This is a genomic window from Lutispora sp. QWL-02 (genome assembly GCF_058315355.1).
Genome location: NZ_CM177762.1, coordinates 79,619 through 97,435 on the forward strand (window position 1 = coordinate 79,619; position 17,817 = coordinate 97,435).

Below are 17,817 nucleotides of genomic sequence, written 5' to 3' on the forward strand. Positions count from 1 at the left end.
GAAAGATAAGTACAATACTGAAATTCAACCTTTTTAGCGTAAATATGCCATTTTTCTCACAAATAATACAGTATACTACTTTTGTCCGTAAGTAGAAAATATTGAAGGAAAATATATGAAGTTTCTAAAACCTGATAACCTGCCTTCTCATTCCTACATTTAAAACCAGACCTACAGATATCATATTTGTTAAAAGGGAACTCCCCCCATAGCTTACAAAAGGAAGCGGAATGCCTGTAACAGGCATAATCCCGATTGTCATGCCTATGTTCTCCAGGACATGGAACAGAAGCATGGCCATAATACCGATGCAAATATATTTACCGTAGCTATCCTTTGATATTCTGGCAATATATATGCACCTCGTGATCAGAAGCATAAATAGAAATATGATAATCACAGAACCTATAAGGCCAAGCTCTTCTCCTATAACAGAGAATATAAAATCTGTATGCCGCTCTGGTATAAAGCCTAAATTGTTTTGAGTGCCGCGAAACAAGCCCTTTCCCGTAAATTGACCTGAGCCTATGGCTATTTTTGATTGGATGACGTGGTACCCGCTGCCCAGCTTATCCAGCTCCGGATTAAAAAAAACTAATATCCTCTTTTTTTGATAGTCTCCGAAAAATTTAAACCAAAGCAAAGGCAAGCTAAGCACAGCTAAAACTCCCGTACCTAATATGAATTTATAGCTCATACCTGCAGCAAACACCATAAAGGCAATAAAAAAAATAAATACAAGAGCTGTCCCAAAATCGTTTTGAAGAAGTATCAAGCCTATTATAGGGACAATGTATAGTATTATCGGAATTATACCCTTTATAGTATCCAGAGTTCCTTCTCTTTTTTCCAAAAGCTTGGCAAAGGATAATATAAAACCGATTTTTACAATTTCTGAAGGCTGAAAGTTTACAAGGCCTAAATCAAACCAGCTTTTAGACCCCTTTACTTCTTTTCCGAATATCAATACTGCGACCAGAAGTATTATGCTTACCGCATAAATTAATTTGCTCATGTCCCCGAAGGTATTATAATCAAAAAAAAGTATTATGATGATGGCTATCATCCCTAAAATAAAAGCTACGCTTTGAATCTTTATATGGTTCAGGGATCCGCCATGTGTAACTCCGGTTGCACTGGCTATGGCAACGATTCCGCCTGCAAAAAGCAGTATCATAGAAATTATTATTCCAACGTCTATATTTTTTAATAGTTTCTTATCAAAAATGTTATCCCATTTCATAGGCTCATTCCCTCTTATTTTATTTCATATTCAATTTTACCACAAAAAAATGATTTTACCACACTGTAACTTTAATCCAAAAAAAGAATGGAGAATTATACTTTCCCGCCATTTGTATTACCCTATCTTTGATAATAGGTACGTCTAACTGTCTTTCTCCGTTCCCTTACTTTAAACTATAAGTGCAGTCCAGCTTCGCTGGACGCACGCATAAAAAGAGGAGGTAAAACCTCCTCTAATTGCTAAATCTTAAACTTTCTAATGAGCTCTTGCAGCTTTCCGGCTATTTCTGCAAGGCCTTCACTTGCTCTGGACAATTCCATGCTGGAAGCTGCTTGTTCTTCTGTGGCTGCAGAAGCTTCCTCTGTTCCCGCTGCATTTTCCTCAGCTATGGCTGATAAGTTTTGCATTAAGTCTACTAGTTTAGCCTTGTTCATATTTAGTGTTTTGGTGCCCTCAGTGAGCTTTTGGATGACAACCTCCGTTGCTCCTATGGAATCAGCTATCAGATCAAACCTATGCCTAGTTTCTTCTACACTATCCGATTGTGCATTTACTATATCTTTAACTTCATAAATAGTTTGCACTGCAGCATTAGACCTTGTTTTTAGTTCTTCTATGACCTGCTTTATCTCATCTGTAAAGCTATTGGTCTGTTCAGCCAGCTTTCTTATTTCTCCTGCTACAACTGCAAAGCCTCTGCCGGCTTCTCCTGCTCTGGCGGCTTCGATGGCAGCATTTAAAGCTAAAAGATTAGTCTGGTCTGCAATGCTTTGAATCATGGTGCTGGAACTATCAATTTTTTCTGCACTTTTATTATTATTCATAACTATTTCATAGATTTCTTTAGCAGATTCACTACTCCTTTTTGTTTTTCCGGTCAAAATATGAATAATTTCAAAGCCTTCTTCTTTTCGCTGATTGATCTCTATCAAAGCCTTATTAAGATCTTGAATATATCCCCCTGCTTCTTCTATAAATCTACCCATTTCTTCAACACTCTCAGATGATTTTTCCGTATCACTTGCTTGTTCACTGGCTCCCCTGGCAATTTCTTCAATAGTTCTGGCAACCTCTTCGGAGGCTGAAGCTGTCTGCTGAGAGGTGGCCGTCAGTTCCTCTGCAGTTGCCGCAACGCTTTCTGCACCATTGGAAATCTCTGTGATCAAATGAACAATATTATCCCGCATGGTTCTGATAGCTCTCATTATTTGACCAATTTCATCTTTTCTATTCAAATACTTTGCAGCCTTTGTATTTTCACTATGAGTAAAATCATAATTTGCTATTTCCTCTATTCTTTCCGTTATGGAAACAATTGATTTAACAATGCTTGATGTAACTATAAAAATAGCCGCTCCAATAACTAACAGTCCAATAATACAAATTATAATTATCTTTGATAATAGCTTATAGACGCTTGCAAAAACTTCTTCCCGGGGCACCACTGTACTAAAAACCCATGGGGTCGCAGTATTGCCTATTATTACCGGTGCAAAGGATTTAAGCACATCTTTATCATATACGTTTGAATATAAAGATTGTGTAAAAACCTCCCTTGTCCTAATTTTATCCAGCAAAATATGTGCATCTCCGGTTACAAATTCGCCTCCGGGTTTGCCTATGCTCGTCCTGTCGGGGTGGGTAACTACTACTCCATTAGGAGAAATCAGCCTGCCAAAACCCGTTTGATATAATTTGACTTTATCGCCTATTTCCTGAAGTTGGTCTAAGGTCACATCAACCCCTGATACACCTATTGTTTTTCCGTTATGCTTGATAGGCACGGCAAAGGTAGTCATAAGCACTTTGGCCCCGCCGATTTCATATTCAAAAGGTTCTAAAACAGTTTCTATACCAGATTTGAAAGCCAATTGATAATAATCGCCTTCTCCTTCTGTTGTATAGTTATGTAAAGCTTCTGTATTAATGCCTGAACCGTCTCTATACCAGTATGGAGTAAATCTACCGGTCTGGTCATGACCGCTAGTGCCTGCATATTCATTATCCCTTCCATCGAAAGCATTGGGTTCAAAGCAAACCCAAACACCAAAAAAATTTTCATTTCCGGAAAGAATACTTTTTAAAACTGCATTTACGCTTTCTCTATCAGGAGAGCCTTGATTAATTAGACCTTCCATCATGTATGCAGTATTCCTGGCAGAATCCAAGGATATTTCTAATTCGGCTTTAATTGTACTGGCATAGTCTTTAGCTATGGCTTCTGCTAAATGAGTAGCATTTTCTTTTTGCCCCTGATAAACATCAAATCCAACCATTGCAAAAACTAGGGTAAATATCAGGAATATTGGTGTTAAGATCATTAATAGGGTTTTTGTTTTAAATTTCATGGAATCACACCCCTTTAAATTATAATAGAAAATACTTCAATTTTCGACAATATTCAACTATATTCTATTAAAATCTACAAATTTAATCAAGGAAGTTTCATCCATTATTTTATTTAACCCTTGTTATATCAAAAAATAAAAAAGGCTTCTTAATCGAAGCACTTTAAAATAGATGAAGCCTTTTAATTCCCTGAAGCTTAAATTCTGCATATTTTTCCCTTCATTATATCCATGCACATGATCCAATAGCCTCTCTTATTGTCCTTGGTTCTTTTATAGGCTGTAAATCCCTTATATTCATAGCATGCCTTGCAGCCTTCATAGTATGCCCCCGGTATGCCTATATAAGCATACCTTATCTCACCCTTTCTGTGTTCTACGCCCAAAACGCAGCTCTCTATGCTTCTTCCTGTGCTTTCTACTATATATGGATAGGATAAAGGCATCATGGCTCCATTTATCGGTATCATGACATCATTCAGAAGGGGCAGCTCCTGGCCTATTCTATACCACCTGATCCCGTATTCGTCATGGAAACCGCCAAATCTCTCCATACATTTTAGAGCATCGATCAATTTTTTATGGGTCTTCTCTTGGCTTTCCTTATGCTCTTTCTTATGTCGCTCAGGCTCCTGACCCTCATTTGTTAGCCTTCCCGTATCCCAACCATGGAAGGATTGCTGTTCCGCATACTCAGGCTCTTCATAATATAAAGGCGCCGGTTCGGCTCTCATTTCCATATCTATTATCTGAGGCTCGGATTCTAAACTTTCCTCTCTTGCAGCTTCAAGCACTTCGGCTGATTCTGCTCCGTCCTCTTCCTCCATTCTTTCTTCTTCCAAGGACTCATGGACTTCCTGTGCTTCCCATATTTCTTCAGCATCCTCTTCCCGTGCTTCTTCTATTTCGGCTACTTCTTCCGCTTCTTGAACTTCCACTGGCTCTCTTGTCTCCTCCTGACAGGCTATATCCTCTATTTCTCTTGCTTCCTCTATATCGTCTGCTGCTTCTATATTTTCAATACGTGGTTCCTCTATAATGCTTTCTTTCTCAAGCATTTCTTCTTCCCGTATTTGCTCTGCTTCCTCTTTATCCTCTTTGCCATACCAATCCCTCCATGGTATGCTGTCCCTGCCCGCGTAGCCTACCAGGGGAATACCTGAACCTGCCACAACCAAAGCACCGGTAAATTCACTTATGGATAAATTGCTGCCCGAAACATTGTCCGAATCAAATTCAGCATAAAATTCTCCTCTTCCTGCACCATCCATTCTAAATAGTCCTATATCCAGCACCAGCTTTTGCCTTGCAGCCAAAAGATTCAATTTATACTTGGATTTTGTGTCTGATTTCATGTTCTGGATAAACCCGCCGACCTTAACTCTGTTTTTCTTTATTTCTATTTTTACATAACCGGTGGGTATTTTCCCGGCTGTCATCTCATAGCCCTTATCTTCTTCCTGCAATATTATGAAGTACCTTTTATATTCATATCCCAAAGGCACAAAAAACCCCTCCCTTCAAAAATTGTCATTACTAATATATGTCTGAGAGGGGCAATTGTAGACTACTTTTTTAAAAAAAGCCATATTTTGTTGCTTAAAGCGGCAAATTCATTGATACTTAGGGTTTCTCCCCTTCTCCTGGCATCGATTCCGCAGCTCGAAAGCAGCTCCTCAACCTGGCTTTTTTCAAGATTGAGACCGCTTCCATACAGTGCATTCAACAGGGTTTTTCTCCTTTGAGCAAAAGCGGCCTTTATAACTCTGAAAAACAAAGCCTCATCTTTCAAAGCCACGGGGGCTTCCTGCCTGATTTTCAGATTGACTACAGCCGAATCCACTCCAGGCATGGGCATAAAAGCCTCTGCCGGTACTATAGCTGCTATTTCCGGTATTGCATAATATTGAACCGATAACGACAATACCCCGTAGTCTTTGCCTCCGGGAGCCGCCGCAATCCTTTGGGCCACTTCCTTTTGTACCATGATGGTTATGGATGACAGATTGAGGCCTTCTTCCAAAAGCTTCATTATTATCGGAGAGGTTATATAGTATGGCAGATTCGCTACCACCCTGGCCTTTATGTCTCCAAAATATTCTTTCAGCAGCGATTTCAGATCCAGCCGCAGCACATCATCATTTATCAGCTTGAAATTATCGTATCCCGACATGTTGATGCTCAGCGCTTTTATGAGGTCCTTATCAATCTCTATGGCTAAAACCTTGCCTGCTCTTTCGCATAATTGCTTTGTCATAGTGCCGAGGCCCGGTCCGATTTCCAAAACCATGGAGTCTTTATCTATGGCGGATACTTCCACTATTTTCCCCAGTACGCCGGGATCGATCAAAAAATTCTGTCCGTATTTCTTTGAAGCTCTTATATCAAACTTTTTCATAGCGTCTCTTGTGGCATCAGCCAAAGTATAATCTCTCATCACATGCGCCTCCCGGCCTTTTCTATCGCTCTATCAAATTCTTCTCTGGTAACCCCATAATTATTCAACCTTTTTAGAAACTGCTTTGCATTGGCATACCCGATTCCCAGAGCCCTTCCGACTTTAGCTCTCATATCCGCTGCAGAATCGCAGCCTGACAGCCCGGATGCCATCATATCATCCCGGCTGAACTCAGCCCGCTCTTCTTTGGTTTCACACCTCGCCATCGTCAAGGCTTTTATAATACTATGGGGGGAAGCATTTTCCACTCCTACATCACCTTCATCGGTAGCCTCTTCTCTGGGTATGAAGGCATGCTTGACTCCGGGAATCCTATCCCCGATTATTTTCCTTATCTTTTCTCCCATAAAATCCGGGTCAGTCAGTATTATGACTCCGCGCTTTTCAACGGCCGTTCTTATAAGCTTGAGAGTATCTCCCGTAATCCCAAAACCGCTGGTTATTATCACATCAGCATCCACTGCCCTTTTCACGGCAGCCGCATCATTTTTCCCTTCTACTACGATACATTCCTTGATCATATATTTTCCCCCTCATCATCCCATCATTGCGAGTATATGCGAAGCAAGAGGAGACGAAAACCACTGAAAGACACGGAATTTTTACGAAAAAACACAGAAGGCACTAAATATTCTGCACAGCCGTCATTCTGAGCGAAACAAAGCGAAGCGAAGAATCCGGATAAGATTCTTCGCTATACTCAGAATGACGGCATACGCCTTTCTAATTGCGAACAATAACAACTATTATCAACCCCTCAGTGATTTGACCTGGTTTCCGTTATCCTTATGTCGCATTATTCTCAGAACTTATGTCTAGGCTTATCCAGTACGTATACCTTTACTTTTCTTTTTCCGTATTTGGCAACCTCCTTAGGAGATTCATAATACAGGTCTATCCTATTGCCTTTTATTGCTCCGCCGGTATCTGCCGCCAGAGCTTCTCCATAGCCCTCTACATAGAGCCAGGTCCCCAAAGGTATGACCTTGGGATCTACCGCTACGATTCCCGGCTTTACCTTAAGGCCGGAGCGGGTCACCCCATATTGAGGATGGCCGGGATTCTTGCCCGTGCTGGCAAAGGTTGCATCATAAGCTGTAGCAGTCATTTCCATAGCTTTTACAAATCGCGTAACTGTACCTCTGGAAGAAACCAAGGTTGTTTTGGCGCCTTCCTCAATAACTCCTGCAACAGGCTCTTGAATGATCTTCTCCGCAACGATCTGCCTCATGGATTCGATTCCATTCTCGAAAACTATCTTCACCGAAGTTTCTTTCTTGCCTTCCTTGCCTTTGTTTATTACCTTTACAAAGCCTTTTTCCAAACTTTCATTCTTTCTTACCTCATTTTCAAAAGGAATCTTCTCAACCTGACTTACAATTTGCTCTTCTACTCTTATGACGTTTATACTGTCTATGTCTTTTGTCAAAGCGTCTTTTTCGGGCTGTATCCTGTCCAATGCCCCCAGATATACTCCTGCTTCTTCTATTGCTTGCCCTACAGTTTGAGCAAGGGTATGTATGAGTATATCTCTTTCCTTAGTAATTATCATTATAGGTTTTGCTCTTTTTATCACTATCTTCATGTCATCCCTAAGCTTTTGCTCAGGGTCAATATCAAGTCTGTCGTACGAACCGATTTGGATGCCTCTTTCGCTCAGCACCTCAGCCACTGTAGACTTAAAGGTGCTTATATTGCTCTCTACATCCGCATCTGCAATAACTATGTCTTTCTTCAATATATTAAATATAATCGATGTAGTCAAAAGCAAAACAAGAACGGCCGTTATACTGACTCCAATGCAAACGGGCTTCTTATACCTGAGTTTAAGATGTCCATTCTCATAACGCCATTCCTTTCCTAAGGAAAATAAACTTTTTAACCGGGGAAAGTTTATTTCCATTAATTACCCTCCTTTTTAATCGATAAGCATATTTTATATTTTTTTCTCCGTATTGTCAAACTTTGCATATTTTTATATACATAGTCTTATATATTTTTTACTAATTTTAATGGTTATATACCATTATATTAATAATGACTTGAATAAATTACATCTGTACTATATATGAGCTGCATGATCAAATTTCATAACATCATGTTGAGAATTGCCGCAATATGTTGAATGCTGTCATAATTTGTTGTATTATGTAATTATGTATCGTTACTAGTAAAAAATGCAAGGTTGACTCGCAAGTTTGACTGTCTTCAGGTTGCTATGCATGATTAAATCGATAGAATCATGGGAAAGGAATAGTAAAATTATGATAAAGTCAACTTGTCGTAAAGGAAAGAATTGCTTAACAAAAATTTTCATGGTGCTGCCTATAATTTGGATTTGTTCAATTGGAGCATTGTCCTTTTTTACATATAATACGCTTTCCAACGGCATTAGAAATGAATTGGGGAATAAAGCTATGCTGCTGGCTTTAGATATTTCACAAAAGCTTATTATAGAAGAAAATGAAGTTAAGAGATTGCTTGAATTAGATTTTAACCAATTACTGAAAGATCCATTAAACATTAAGTTCGAAGATGCTGTAAGATTTGTCATTAAAGGCTCTGATATTAAATATGTCTATATTGAAGCTCCATTATCAAAATCAAAATATATTGTGGAGCGGGGAGAAGAAGAAATATACAACGCAAAAGCAGGTACAGAGCTGAGCGTTGTATATTTATTGGACGCAGTTGTAAGCGATGCAGTCCGGCTAGAGGACACCTCCGGCAAAGGATATGAGGACAAGGATCGGTATACTGTGATGGATAAGTCATTCCTTGCTGCATATAAAAGCAAGACACCTTCTTTTCACATTTCTCAAAACCGATGGGGAAATTACATAACAGGCTATGCTCCTTTTTATGATAGCGGCGGAAATTATATAGGGTTGTTAGGAGTAGATATTTTTATAGAAAAGTATAACGAATCTTTAAAAAACTACTTGTTAGTAATAGCAGGGTTTATATTCATTAATCTAATAGTTGGAATACTGGCAATATATCTTGGCATTAAAGCAAAATATGAAAAAATGCAGGCTCACGAGAAATATTTGCTTTCATCAATTGATGATTTGACATCAATCTTCAACCGGCGCAAATTTAGAGAGATAGTCGAGGGCAGTTGGGAAAATGCCATAGAAAATAATCAAGAGCTTTCAATGGTTTTTATCGACATAGACTATTTTAAAGAATTTAATGATAATTATGGGCATCTTAAAGGGGATGAGCTATTAAAAAAGCTAGCCAGACTGTTTAAGACTAAAGCCGAACAATACAAAGGATTCGCCGGACGTTTTGGAGGAGATGAATTTGTGATACTGCTTCCTGATGCTAATATTATTAAGGCTAAAAAAGCAGGAGAGGATATCTTAAAAACCGTTGAAGAACTCAGAATTCCCCATGACTATTCTGCTGTAAGTAAATATCAAACAGTGAGTATAGGTGTGACATCAACTATTCCTACAAAAGACGCAATGCCTGAGATTTTATTTAGTCATGCTGATATTGCCCTATACCAGGCAAAAAGGTATGGCCGCAATAGGGTTTGTTTATGGTAGCTATGATACTAACGAAAAAGTAAAACTGATCTCTCATCATGATATTCCCCCCTTACAGATCTGTAAAGGGGGAATATCAAATCATACCCAGTATCTTTTATATATTAAATAATCTTTTTCCGTTTTCAAGTGTCTTTTCTGCTATCTCTTCAAAAGTCATGTCCCTCAACGCGGCTATTTTCTCCGCCACATACCGCACATAAGAAGGGTAATTCCGCTCACCCCTGTGAGGCACCGGGGTGAGATAGGGACTGTCTGTTTCTATTAAAAGCATGTCTAAGGGAACCTCCTTAGCTGCTTCCACCGCCTTTTTAGCATTTTTGAAGGTCACCGGCCCGGATAGCGATATATACATATTGAGCTTCAGACATTCCCTCATCATTTCCACACTTCCGGAGAAACTGTGGAGCACACCGCCCACTTCTTTCACCCCTGAGCTTTTGAGTATGTTCATGGTATCCTCATGAGCATCCCTGTCGTGGATTATCACAGGAAGCTTCAGTTGCTTGGCCAGATCGATCTGCTCCATGAAACGCTTCTTCTGGACCTCCCGGGGAGAATAATCATAATAATAATCCAATCCTATCTCACCTATGGCTCTCACCTTTTGATTCTTCTCAACCAGCCCGGCCAATGCCAGGCAGCTTTTCTCATCCATCTCGGAAGCATCATGGGGATGGACCCCCACCGATGCATATATAAAGTCATATTTTCCGGCTAATTCTATGGCTTTCAGAGAGGCAGCCAAATTGCTGGCAGCATTTAGAATGAGAACCACGCCTTCTTCTCTGCATTTTTCTATGACAGCGTCCCTGTCCTCATCAAATTTGCTGTCGTCCAAATGAGCATGTGTATCAAAAAGCATCGTCATTATCTCCCTCCGTGTCTTTCCGTGGTTTCCGTATCCCCATCAGCTTACTGTTGACCCTGAAGCTATTTCGCTTAAAGGTGATACTACGGTGAGCTCCTGATCATTTGATGCTGCCAGTATCATACCCTTGGACTCTATACCGCGAAGCTTCACAGGCTTCAGGTTGGCTACAACCACCATGCTTTTGCCTATCAGATCCTCGGGCTTGTAATACTCTGCTATGCCTGAAACCACCTGCCTGGTCTCATCCCCGACCTGAAGCTCAAGCTTCAGCAGCTTATCTGCCCCTTTTACTTTTTCGCAGCCCAAAACTTTTGCCACTCTAAGGTCCAGCTTTGCAAAATCCTCTATGGTTATTTCCGGCTTAAGCTGCTCTGCAGGCTTGGCTTCAGCGGCAGCCTTAGCTTCAGATGCGGATTTTGCTTTTGGCGCAGCCTCCTCCTTCTCGAATTCAACTCTTGGGAATATGACGCCGCCCTTTTCCACCTTAGTCCCGGCTTTGATCCCTCTATAATCATTAAGGCTCTCCAATGTCTTAAGCTCTCCATCCTTTATGCCCAGCTGAGAGAATATCTTTTCCGGGGTATTGGGCATGAAGGGAGTTATCAGCACCGCTATATATCTCAAGGCCTCCGCCAGATTGTACAGGACAGTTCCCAATCGGTCTTTCTTGCTCTCATCCTTTGCCAAAGTCCAGGGTGTAGTTTCATCTATATACTTATTTGCTCTTCCTACCAGCTTGAATATCTCTGCCAGAGCATTGGAGAAAAGCAGCTTGTTCATAAGCTCATCTACCTTCCCCGGCAGTTCAGATGCCATATTTTCAATTTCCGAGTCTATAGGCTCCCCGGCCTTCGGCGAGGGTATAAGCCCGTCAAAATATTTCTCTATCATGGTTATGGTTCTTGATAGCAGATTCCCAAGGTCATTGGCCAAATCCGAATTGAGCCTGTTTACCAAAGCCTCTTCCGAGTAAACCCCATCTGAACCAAAGGGCACCTCTCTGAGAAGGAAATATCTTATGGGATCTACACCGTATTTTTCTACTAAGACCACAGGGTCTACCACATTGCCCTTGGATTTGGACATCTTGCCACCCTCCAATATTAGCCAGCCGTGACCGAATACTTGCTTCGGAAGAGGCAGATCCAGCGCCATGAGCATGATAGGCCATATGATGGTATGGAATCTTACGATCTCCTTGCCGACCAGATGCACGTCCGCAGGCCAATATTTTTTATAGTCGCTGTCATCCTCCGTGAGATAGCCTAAAATAGTTATATAGTTTGATAATGCATCTATCCATACATAAATTACATGCTTTTCGTCAAAGGTTACAGGTATGCCCCAGTCAAAGGAGGTCCTGGATACGCACAAGTCCTCAAGGCCGGGCCTCAGGAAATTGTTGAGCATCTCATTCTGCCTGGATTGAGGTTGTATGAAGTCCGGATTATCCTCAATGTATTTTATTAATCTGTCTGCATACTTTGATAATTTGAAGAAGTAGCTCTCTTCCTTTGTGAGCTCCACATCCCTCCCGCAGTCGGGACATTTGCCGTCGACCAATTGATGTTCTGTCCAGAAGGATTCACAAGGTGTACAGTACCAGCCTTCGTATTCGCTTTTATATATGTCCCCCTGATCATAAAGCTTCTTGAAAATCTTTTGCACAATCTTTACATGATAGTCATCGGTGGTTCTGATAAATCTATCATTGGAGATATCTAAAAGCTTCCACAGCTCCTTTATGCCTGCCACTACTTCATCAACATACTGTTTTGGAGTGACACCCTTGTCTTCCGCTTTTCTCTGTATTTTCTGCCCGTGCTCATCAGTACCCGTAAGAAACATTACATCATAGCCGGATAGCCTTTTATACCTGGCAGCCGCATCAGCCGCCACTGTAGTATAGGAATGGCCTATATGCAGTTTGTCGCTTGGATAATAAATTGGTGTAGTGATATAATATTTTTTCTTCTCCATATCTTTCTCTCCTTTTTTAAAAAATAAAAAAACCCTCAATCCCCAAAGGGACGAGAGCATCGTGTTACCACCCTAATTTATTTTTACTTCACAGTAAAAACCTCAATAAGTGACTATCATCACTTTACCCTGTAACGGAGGTTTCCGGTGCAGGCTAAGCATATACCTCACCTACACAGTTCAAGGACCATGTTCATCCGGCTTTTTGTACCGATTTTCACCTGACATCGGCTCTCTTTGACATATTTCCAGACTACTCTTCCCATCATCACTTTTATATTTGCACGCTTTGGGGATTCCTTTAAGGTCAGTCGCTGGTCTCTGGTATTATGGTATTACATTGGGGGCAATAGTGCATGAATCACTAAACTTCACGAAAGGGCTATTTTTTAACTTTTCATATCTTTTCGTGATTTTTGCTCCCCGCTCTTCTGAGTCCTGAACCCAAAGTTCTTATATAATATAGAATATACAATAAATCAAATATTTAGTCAATCTGATTTTTGTAATCCCTATTTCATTTTCTGAACTCTATTCCTACTAATTAAAAAATATTTATGATTGTGAATTCATTGCTTTGTTTTTAGCCATGAAAAGTTCTTTTTCAAATTTGTACATTTCGATAACAGATTCGCTATGTCAATGTGCGAATTATTAATTGATAATTATTATATATTGTAGTAACATGTATATAAACAACCTTTTTTGTTGAATTTTGTAGTATTTTGTAGTATTATGTAAACTTTTTATTCCAAATATGTGTACTTCTTTTAAGGTTTACCTGTGGTAACAGCTTTTGATCAATGAAAATAAGCCTTTAAGGAGTTTTTATTATGAAAAGTGAAAAAAAATACAATACTTCTAATTGGATTGGTGTCTGCTTTTTAGTCTTGGTTCTAATTTTCACTTTATCAGGTGTTTTTTTGCTTATTCATATCAAGAATAATCTGAGGAAAAGCATTTTAGGCAACTTGAAAAAAGATACTCAGATAATTTCAATGGAAATAGACAAATATTTGTGCCGCTACGGCGAACTGGTTGCTCAGATGCTGACTAATGATGCAATAGTAAGCTTTGTCAAAGAAAATGAATCTAGTGAGACAATTGCATCCAGCCCTGATTACAAGAAGGTTAAAGCTACACTGGAAAGAATCAAAAGCACCAGTAATAATATAGCCCTTGCATGGCTTGGAATGAAAGAGCTTAACTGCTTAGCGACCAATGAAGGCATTTGGGTTCCGGATTATGATTATGATATGGAAACCCGCCCATGGTATATTGAAATGAATCAAAGCAACAGAAAGGTTACCTATACACAGCCCTACATAGATGGTATTACCGGGAAATTTACCTTATCTATAGTATCGCCCATATATGAGCATGGCCGCTTGGCAGGCAGTGTTGGCATAGATATACATATGGAAGAACTCATATCCTTTATAGATTCTTATTCTATAGGCCTAAAAGGCTTTCCTATTTTAATAAGCAGCAACGACACAATAATATATCATCCAAATATGAGCCTGGAAGCTCTAATGAAAATAGAAGAGCTTGGAGGAAAAATTAAAAAAACTGACAGTAAGTTTCTCGGTGAAAGCCCAGAGTTTTATGAATACATAGAAAACAACACAGAATACTATTTATTTTATAACTCAATGGCCTCCAACGATTGGAGAATTGCTGCAATAATCCCAAAATCAGAAATCAATGCTCAAATGAACCAATTAAATACCATGAGGATTATTATATTTGGGTCATTCACAACTATTTTGATTATTATTGCTATTATGTTTCGGTTAAGCAATAATTTCAAAGAGCTAAATGAGCTGTATGAAAAGCTTGGAATAAAGGAAAAAGAGCTGCTGGAAAACAACAAAAAAATTTTTTCAGCATATGAGCAGCTGGCAAACTCAGAAGAAAAATTTAAAATTCAATATGCTACGATACAAGACTACACGGAAAAAATTGAAGATTTAAAACAAAAATATGATATTGCAATAAAAGGCACCAATAGCGGTGTATGGGAGTATGAAGTATCCGGCAGAAATTTTTATTTATCAGAAGACTTTAAAAACGCCCTTGGCATAACTGAGAAAAATGGAAAAGATTATAATTCTCTTTTAAATGAATTATTAGCAGAAAATGAACGGCAAAAATTGAAAAATGAAATAGCAAGGTTCATGAGCGGCGGAAGAGAAGAGATATACTGCCAGGTAAACTTAAAAAATAGCTTTAATAGAATTCAGTGCATATTGATCCGCGGGCGTGGTATTTTTGACGGAAACAACGGTTTAAAGCTAGTCAGCGGCATCATCCTTGATATAACAAAGATAAAAGAACAGGAAAAATATATAGAATATATTGCATACTATGATCCTTTAACCAACTTACCCAATCGGATAAAATTTATTGAAGCCCTTGAAAAAGAGGTTAATGATAGTCAGCCGGGAGCAATAATGTTTTTAGATCTCGATGATTTTAAAAGGATAAATGATACCATGGGTCACTCCTGTGGAGACAAAATACTCCAAAAAGTTGCTGAAAGCCTTTTAAATATTGAGAGAGGCAGGCTTTTAGTATCTAGGTTTGGCGGAGACGAATTCCTTATTCTCATAAAGAGGGAAGAAAATATAAATGAAATTGAAAACTATGCAAAAAAAATAATCGAAGTATTCAAGGATAATATAATGATTGAGGAATATGACGCCCATGTAAACTGCAGCATAGGCATTACTTTGTATCCCTTTGACAGCATTGATGTGAATAAACTGATTATGAATGCAGATGTGGCCATGTATAAAGCTAAGGACCTAGCGGGGAGCAACTATGTATTTTTTAACAATAAGATGGCAGATAAGTTGAAGGAAAAGATAAAAATTGAAAAGCTTTTAAGAGATGCCCTTAAGGAAAATGGATTCACATTGCTATACCAGCCTCAAGTTTCTACCTTAACAGGCAATATTTTGGGCTTTGAAGCGCTCTTAAGATTAAAAGCCCATGAAATATCCCCCATACACTTTATTCCTCTGGCAGAGGAAATAGGAATTATAATCGAAATTGGCAGATGGGTAACAAAGGAGGTAGTCAAGCAGCTTAAAACCCGGAAGGAAAAAGGAGGTGAGCTTAAGCCTATAGCAATTAATTTCTCTGCACAACAATTGCATGATTCAGGATATATTGAGTTTTTAAAAGCGCTATTGGAGAAAGAAAAAATTTCTGGTGAATATTTGAGCATCGAGATCACTGAAAGTATATTTCTAGACAAAAAAGACGAAACCATCACGTTCTTGCATAAGTTAAAGGATTTAGGCATAAAAATTGCTTTGGATGATTTTGGAGTAGGCTACTCTTCTCTCAGCTACTTAACGTTTTTACCGGTAGACAAAATTAAGCTTGATAAAACTTTGAACGATAAATTCTTGATTATGGATGATATTATGGTTATCAGCAGTATCATTTCTTTGGCTCACAGTTTAAGCTTAGAAGTAATAGCAGAGGGCATAGAATCCATAGAGCAATACTTGCGTTTAAAGGAAGCGGGTTGTGATTGCATCCAAGGATATCTCTTTTCCAAGCCATTAGATATTGAATCTATTGACAGAATTTACAATGACAATTTAGTACAAAAGCTGCAAAAAAATATCAAATTTTGCAAGGAGGAACAGTTATGAAAAGAATAATCAGAAAGCTGCGAAGCAGCATTATGTTAAAGCTGATTGGAATAATTTTGCTGGTATTAATGCTATCCTTTTCAATAACTTTATTAGTTGTCAGAGACATTATTAAGGATGAAGTAATATCCCAATGGAAAACCCATAACTTAAAACTAGTCAATGTTTATTCTCAATCTTTTGATAAAGATAATGCTCAAGATTTTATAGATAAAATTTACTCGGAAAATACCCTTGCTTATGCATTATTTATTGACAGCAATTTAAATGCAACAGCCCATTCTGATAAAAGCAGAATAGGAATCAAATTAGATGATGCGGGGAGCATAGCTGCCGCCAAGGATGGCAAAGAATATGCCGACTTGTTTGTTTGGTCTATCACAAATTCGCCTGTGCTAGATGTTTTAAAGCCCATATATGAAAACAATAAGCTCGTAGGGGCCCTTAATATCGGAATACCAGTAGATGTTAATACCGTTAATCAAATACTGAGCACCAGCCTGCTAAAAATAAATATATCTTTTGCTATAACAAGCATAGTTACAATCATTTTATTGATATTTATATTCAGGAGCATTTTATTAAAACCCATACAAAGCATGACCCAAATTATTGATAAATTTTCAAAGTATGACCTTACCTTTCAGCAAAATAGTATAAGCAAGAAATCTTTAAATAGAATTGATGAAATAGGCATTATGACTAAAGCTATTATTAAGATGCAAGAAAGTTTTGTAACAATCCTCAAGAATATTTTAACTACCTCGGAACAATTGGCGGCATCCTCGGAGGAATTGACCTCAACCAGCCAGCAATCCTCTATAACAGCAGATGAAGTGGCCAGGGCAATACAAGAAATAGCCCAGGGGGCAGCCGACCAAGCTAAGAATACAGAAGAAGGAGCAGTACATATAAATCAATTGGGAAGATTACTTGATAAGGATCAGCAATATATTAAAGAGTTGAATTCTTCTGCGGGAAAAGTGGATACCTTAAAAAATGAAGGCTTTGAAATCTTAAAATACCTTGTTGACAAAACTAATGAAAGTACAAAAGCTTCCGAAGAAATTAAAAATATTATAATAAATACTAACGATAGTGCAGAAAAAATTGTAACTGCAAGCGAAATGATCAAAAACATAGCGTCTCAAACCAATCTCCTGGCCCTTAATGCAGCCATAGAAGCAGCTAGAGCAGGAGAAGCGGGGAGGGGCTTTGCTGTTGTCGCTGATGAAATTCGTAAACTGGCAGAGCAGTCAAATGCATTTACGGAGGAAATATTTGTTGTAATAAAAGAGTTAACCGGCAAAACAGGAGTTGCAGTAGAAACAATAAAAGAAGTAGGCAAAATTGTAGAATCCCAAACAAAAAGTGTAGAGATGACTAATGAAAAATTTGAAGGAATCGCCACCGCAATTGAAAAAATGAAAGAGGTAATAAACGGAATAAATCAGTCCGGAGAAGAAATGGAAACAAAGCAAATCCAGATTATTAGCATCATAGAAAACCTTTCAGCCATATCTGAAGAAAATGCTGCGGGGGCCCAAGAAGCCTCTGCTTCCGTGGAGGAGCAAACTGCAGCTATGGCTGAGATAGCCCATGCCAGTGAGGCTTTGGCAAAGCTGGCGGAAGAAATGCAAATAGGCATTTCTAAATTCAAATATTAAATAAAAAATCACGTTA

The 17,817-nt window shown here is 38.8% G+C and carries 11 protein-coding genes and 1 other annotated feature; of the genes, 3 read left to right on the forward strand and 8 right to left on the reverse strand.

Features of this window, described 5'->3' with window-relative positions:
• Positions 1-124: 124 nt before the first annotated feature.
• The 6 genes from rodA to AC4HCY_RS00380 form a co-directional block, all read right to left on the reverse strand.
• The gene (gene rodA / locus AC4HCY_RS00355; RefSeq protein ID WP_323433795.1) at positions 125-1,243 is read right to left on the reverse strand and encodes a rod shape-determining protein RodA; all 1,119 of its coding nucleotides are present in this window, start codon (positions 1,241-1,243) and stop codon (positions 125-127) included.
• Between the two features lie 242 nt (positions 1,244-1,485).
• On the reverse strand, positions 1,486-3,594 hold the full coding sequence (locus AC4HCY_RS00360; RefSeq protein WP_323433551.1) for a methyl-accepting chemotaxis protein: 2,109 nt from the start codon (positions 3,592-3,594) through the stop codon (positions 1,486-1,488).
• Positions 3,595-3,791: 197 nt separating this feature from the next.
• A complete protein-coding gene (locus AC4HCY_RS00365) occupies positions 3,792-5,099 on the reverse strand; it encodes a hypothetical protein (protein ID WP_323433552.1) in 1,308 nt (435 codons plus the stop codon).
• 62 nt (positions 5,100-5,161) lie between these two features.
• Entirely contained in the window at positions 5,162-6,031 is an 870-nt protein-coding gene (rsmA, locus tag AC4HCY_RS00370; RefSeq protein WP_323433553.1) for a 16S rRNA (adenine(1518)-N(6)/adenine(1519)-N(6))-dimethyltransferase RsmA, read from the reverse strand.
• A complete protein-coding gene (rnmV, locus tag AC4HCY_RS00375) occupies positions 6,031-6,573 on the reverse strand; it encodes a ribonuclease M5 (protein ID WP_323433554.1) in 543 nt (180 codons plus the stop codon). The genes rsmA and rnmV overlap by 1 nt, the downstream gene beginning before the upstream one ends.
• 281 nt (positions 6,574-6,854) lie before the next feature.
• A complete protein-coding gene (locus AC4HCY_RS00380) occupies positions 6,855-7,955 on the reverse strand; it encodes a resuscitation-promoting factor (protein ID WP_323433555.1) in 1,101 nt (366 codons plus the stop codon).
• A 361-nt stretch (positions 7,956-8,316) separates the two neighbouring features.
• Here AC4HCY_RS00380 and AC4HCY_RS00385 point away from each other — a divergent pair, with 361 nt between their 5' ends.
• Positions 8,317-9,609: a GGDEF domain-containing protein gene (locus AC4HCY_RS00385; protein WP_491095143.1), complete on the forward strand. Its 1,293-nt coding sequence runs from the start codon at positions 8,317-8,319 to the stop codon at positions 9,607-9,609.
• A 97-nt stretch (positions 9,610-9,706) separates the two neighbouring features.
• Here AC4HCY_RS00385 and AC4HCY_RS00390 read toward each other — a convergent pair whose 3' ends face one another.
• Together AC4HCY_RS00390 and metG are read right to left on the reverse strand one after the other, a co-directional pair.
• On the reverse strand, positions 9,707-10,474 hold the full coding sequence (locus tag AC4HCY_RS00390) for a TatD family hydrolase (RefSeq protein WP_323433563.1): 768 nt from the start codon (positions 10,472-10,474) through the stop codon (positions 9,707-9,709).
• Between the two features lie 45 nt (positions 10,475-10,519).
• A complete protein-coding gene (gene metG, locus AC4HCY_RS00395; protein ID WP_442916750.1) occupies positions 10,520-12,463 on the reverse strand; it encodes a methionine--tRNA ligase in 1,944 nt (647 codons plus the stop codon).
• 43 nt (positions 12,464-12,506) lie between these two features.
• Positions 12,507-12,741, reverse strand: a binding site (T-box leader).
• 555 nt (positions 12,742-13,296) lie between these two features.
• Here metG and AC4HCY_RS00400 point away from each other — a divergent pair.
• Entirely contained in the window at positions 13,297-16,134 is a 2,838-nt protein-coding gene (locus AC4HCY_RS00400) for an EAL domain-containing protein (RefSeq protein WP_491095144.1), read from the forward strand.
• A complete protein-coding gene (locus AC4HCY_RS00405; protein WP_491095145.1) occupies positions 16,131-17,801 on the forward strand; it encodes a methyl-accepting chemotaxis protein in 1,671 nt (556 codons plus the stop codon). The genes AC4HCY_RS00400 and AC4HCY_RS00405 overlap by 4 nt, the downstream gene beginning before the upstream one ends.
• Positions 17,802-17,817: the final 16 nt, after the last annotated feature.

Bases quoted from the DNA above. Each gene is read 5' to 3' on its own strand.
- rodA (WP_323433795.1), bottom strand. From the start codon at position 1,243: ATGAAATGGGATAACATTTTTGATAAGAAACTATTAAAAAATATAGAC.
- AC4HCY_RS00360 (WP_323433551.1), bottom strand. From the start codon at position 3,594: ATGAAATTTAAAACAAAAACCCTATTAATGATCTTAACACCAATATTC.
- rsmA (WP_323433553.1), bottom strand. From the start codon at position 6,031: ATGAGAGATTATACTTTGGCTGATGCCACAAGAGACGCTATGAAAAAG.
- rnmV (WP_323433554.1), bottom strand. From the start codon at position 6,573: ATGATCAAGGAATGTATCGTAGTAGAAGGGAAAAATGATGCGGCTGCC.
- AC4HCY_RS00380 (WP_323433555.1), bottom strand. From the start codon at position 7,955: ATGGAAATAAACTTTCCCCGGTTAAAAAGTTTATTTTCCTTAGGAAAG.
- AC4HCY_RS00385 (WP_491095143.1), top strand. From the start codon at position 8,317: ATGATAAAGTCAACTTGTCGTAAAGGAAAGAATTGCTTAACAAAAATT.
- AC4HCY_RS00390 (WP_323433563.1), bottom strand. From the start codon at position 10,474: ATGCTTTTTGATACACATGCTCATTTGGACGACAGCAAATTTGATGAG.
- metG (WP_442916750.1), bottom strand. From the start codon at position 12,463: ATGGAGAAGAAAAAATATTATATCACTACACCAATTTATTATCCAAGC.
- AC4HCY_RS00400 (WP_491095144.1), top strand. From the start codon at position 13,297: ATGAAAAGTGAAAAAAAATACAATACTTCTAATTGGATTGGTGTCTGC.
- AC4HCY_RS00405 (WP_491095145.1), top strand. From the start codon at position 16,131: ATGAAAAGAATAATCAGAAAGCTGCGAAGCAGCATTATGTTAAAGCTG.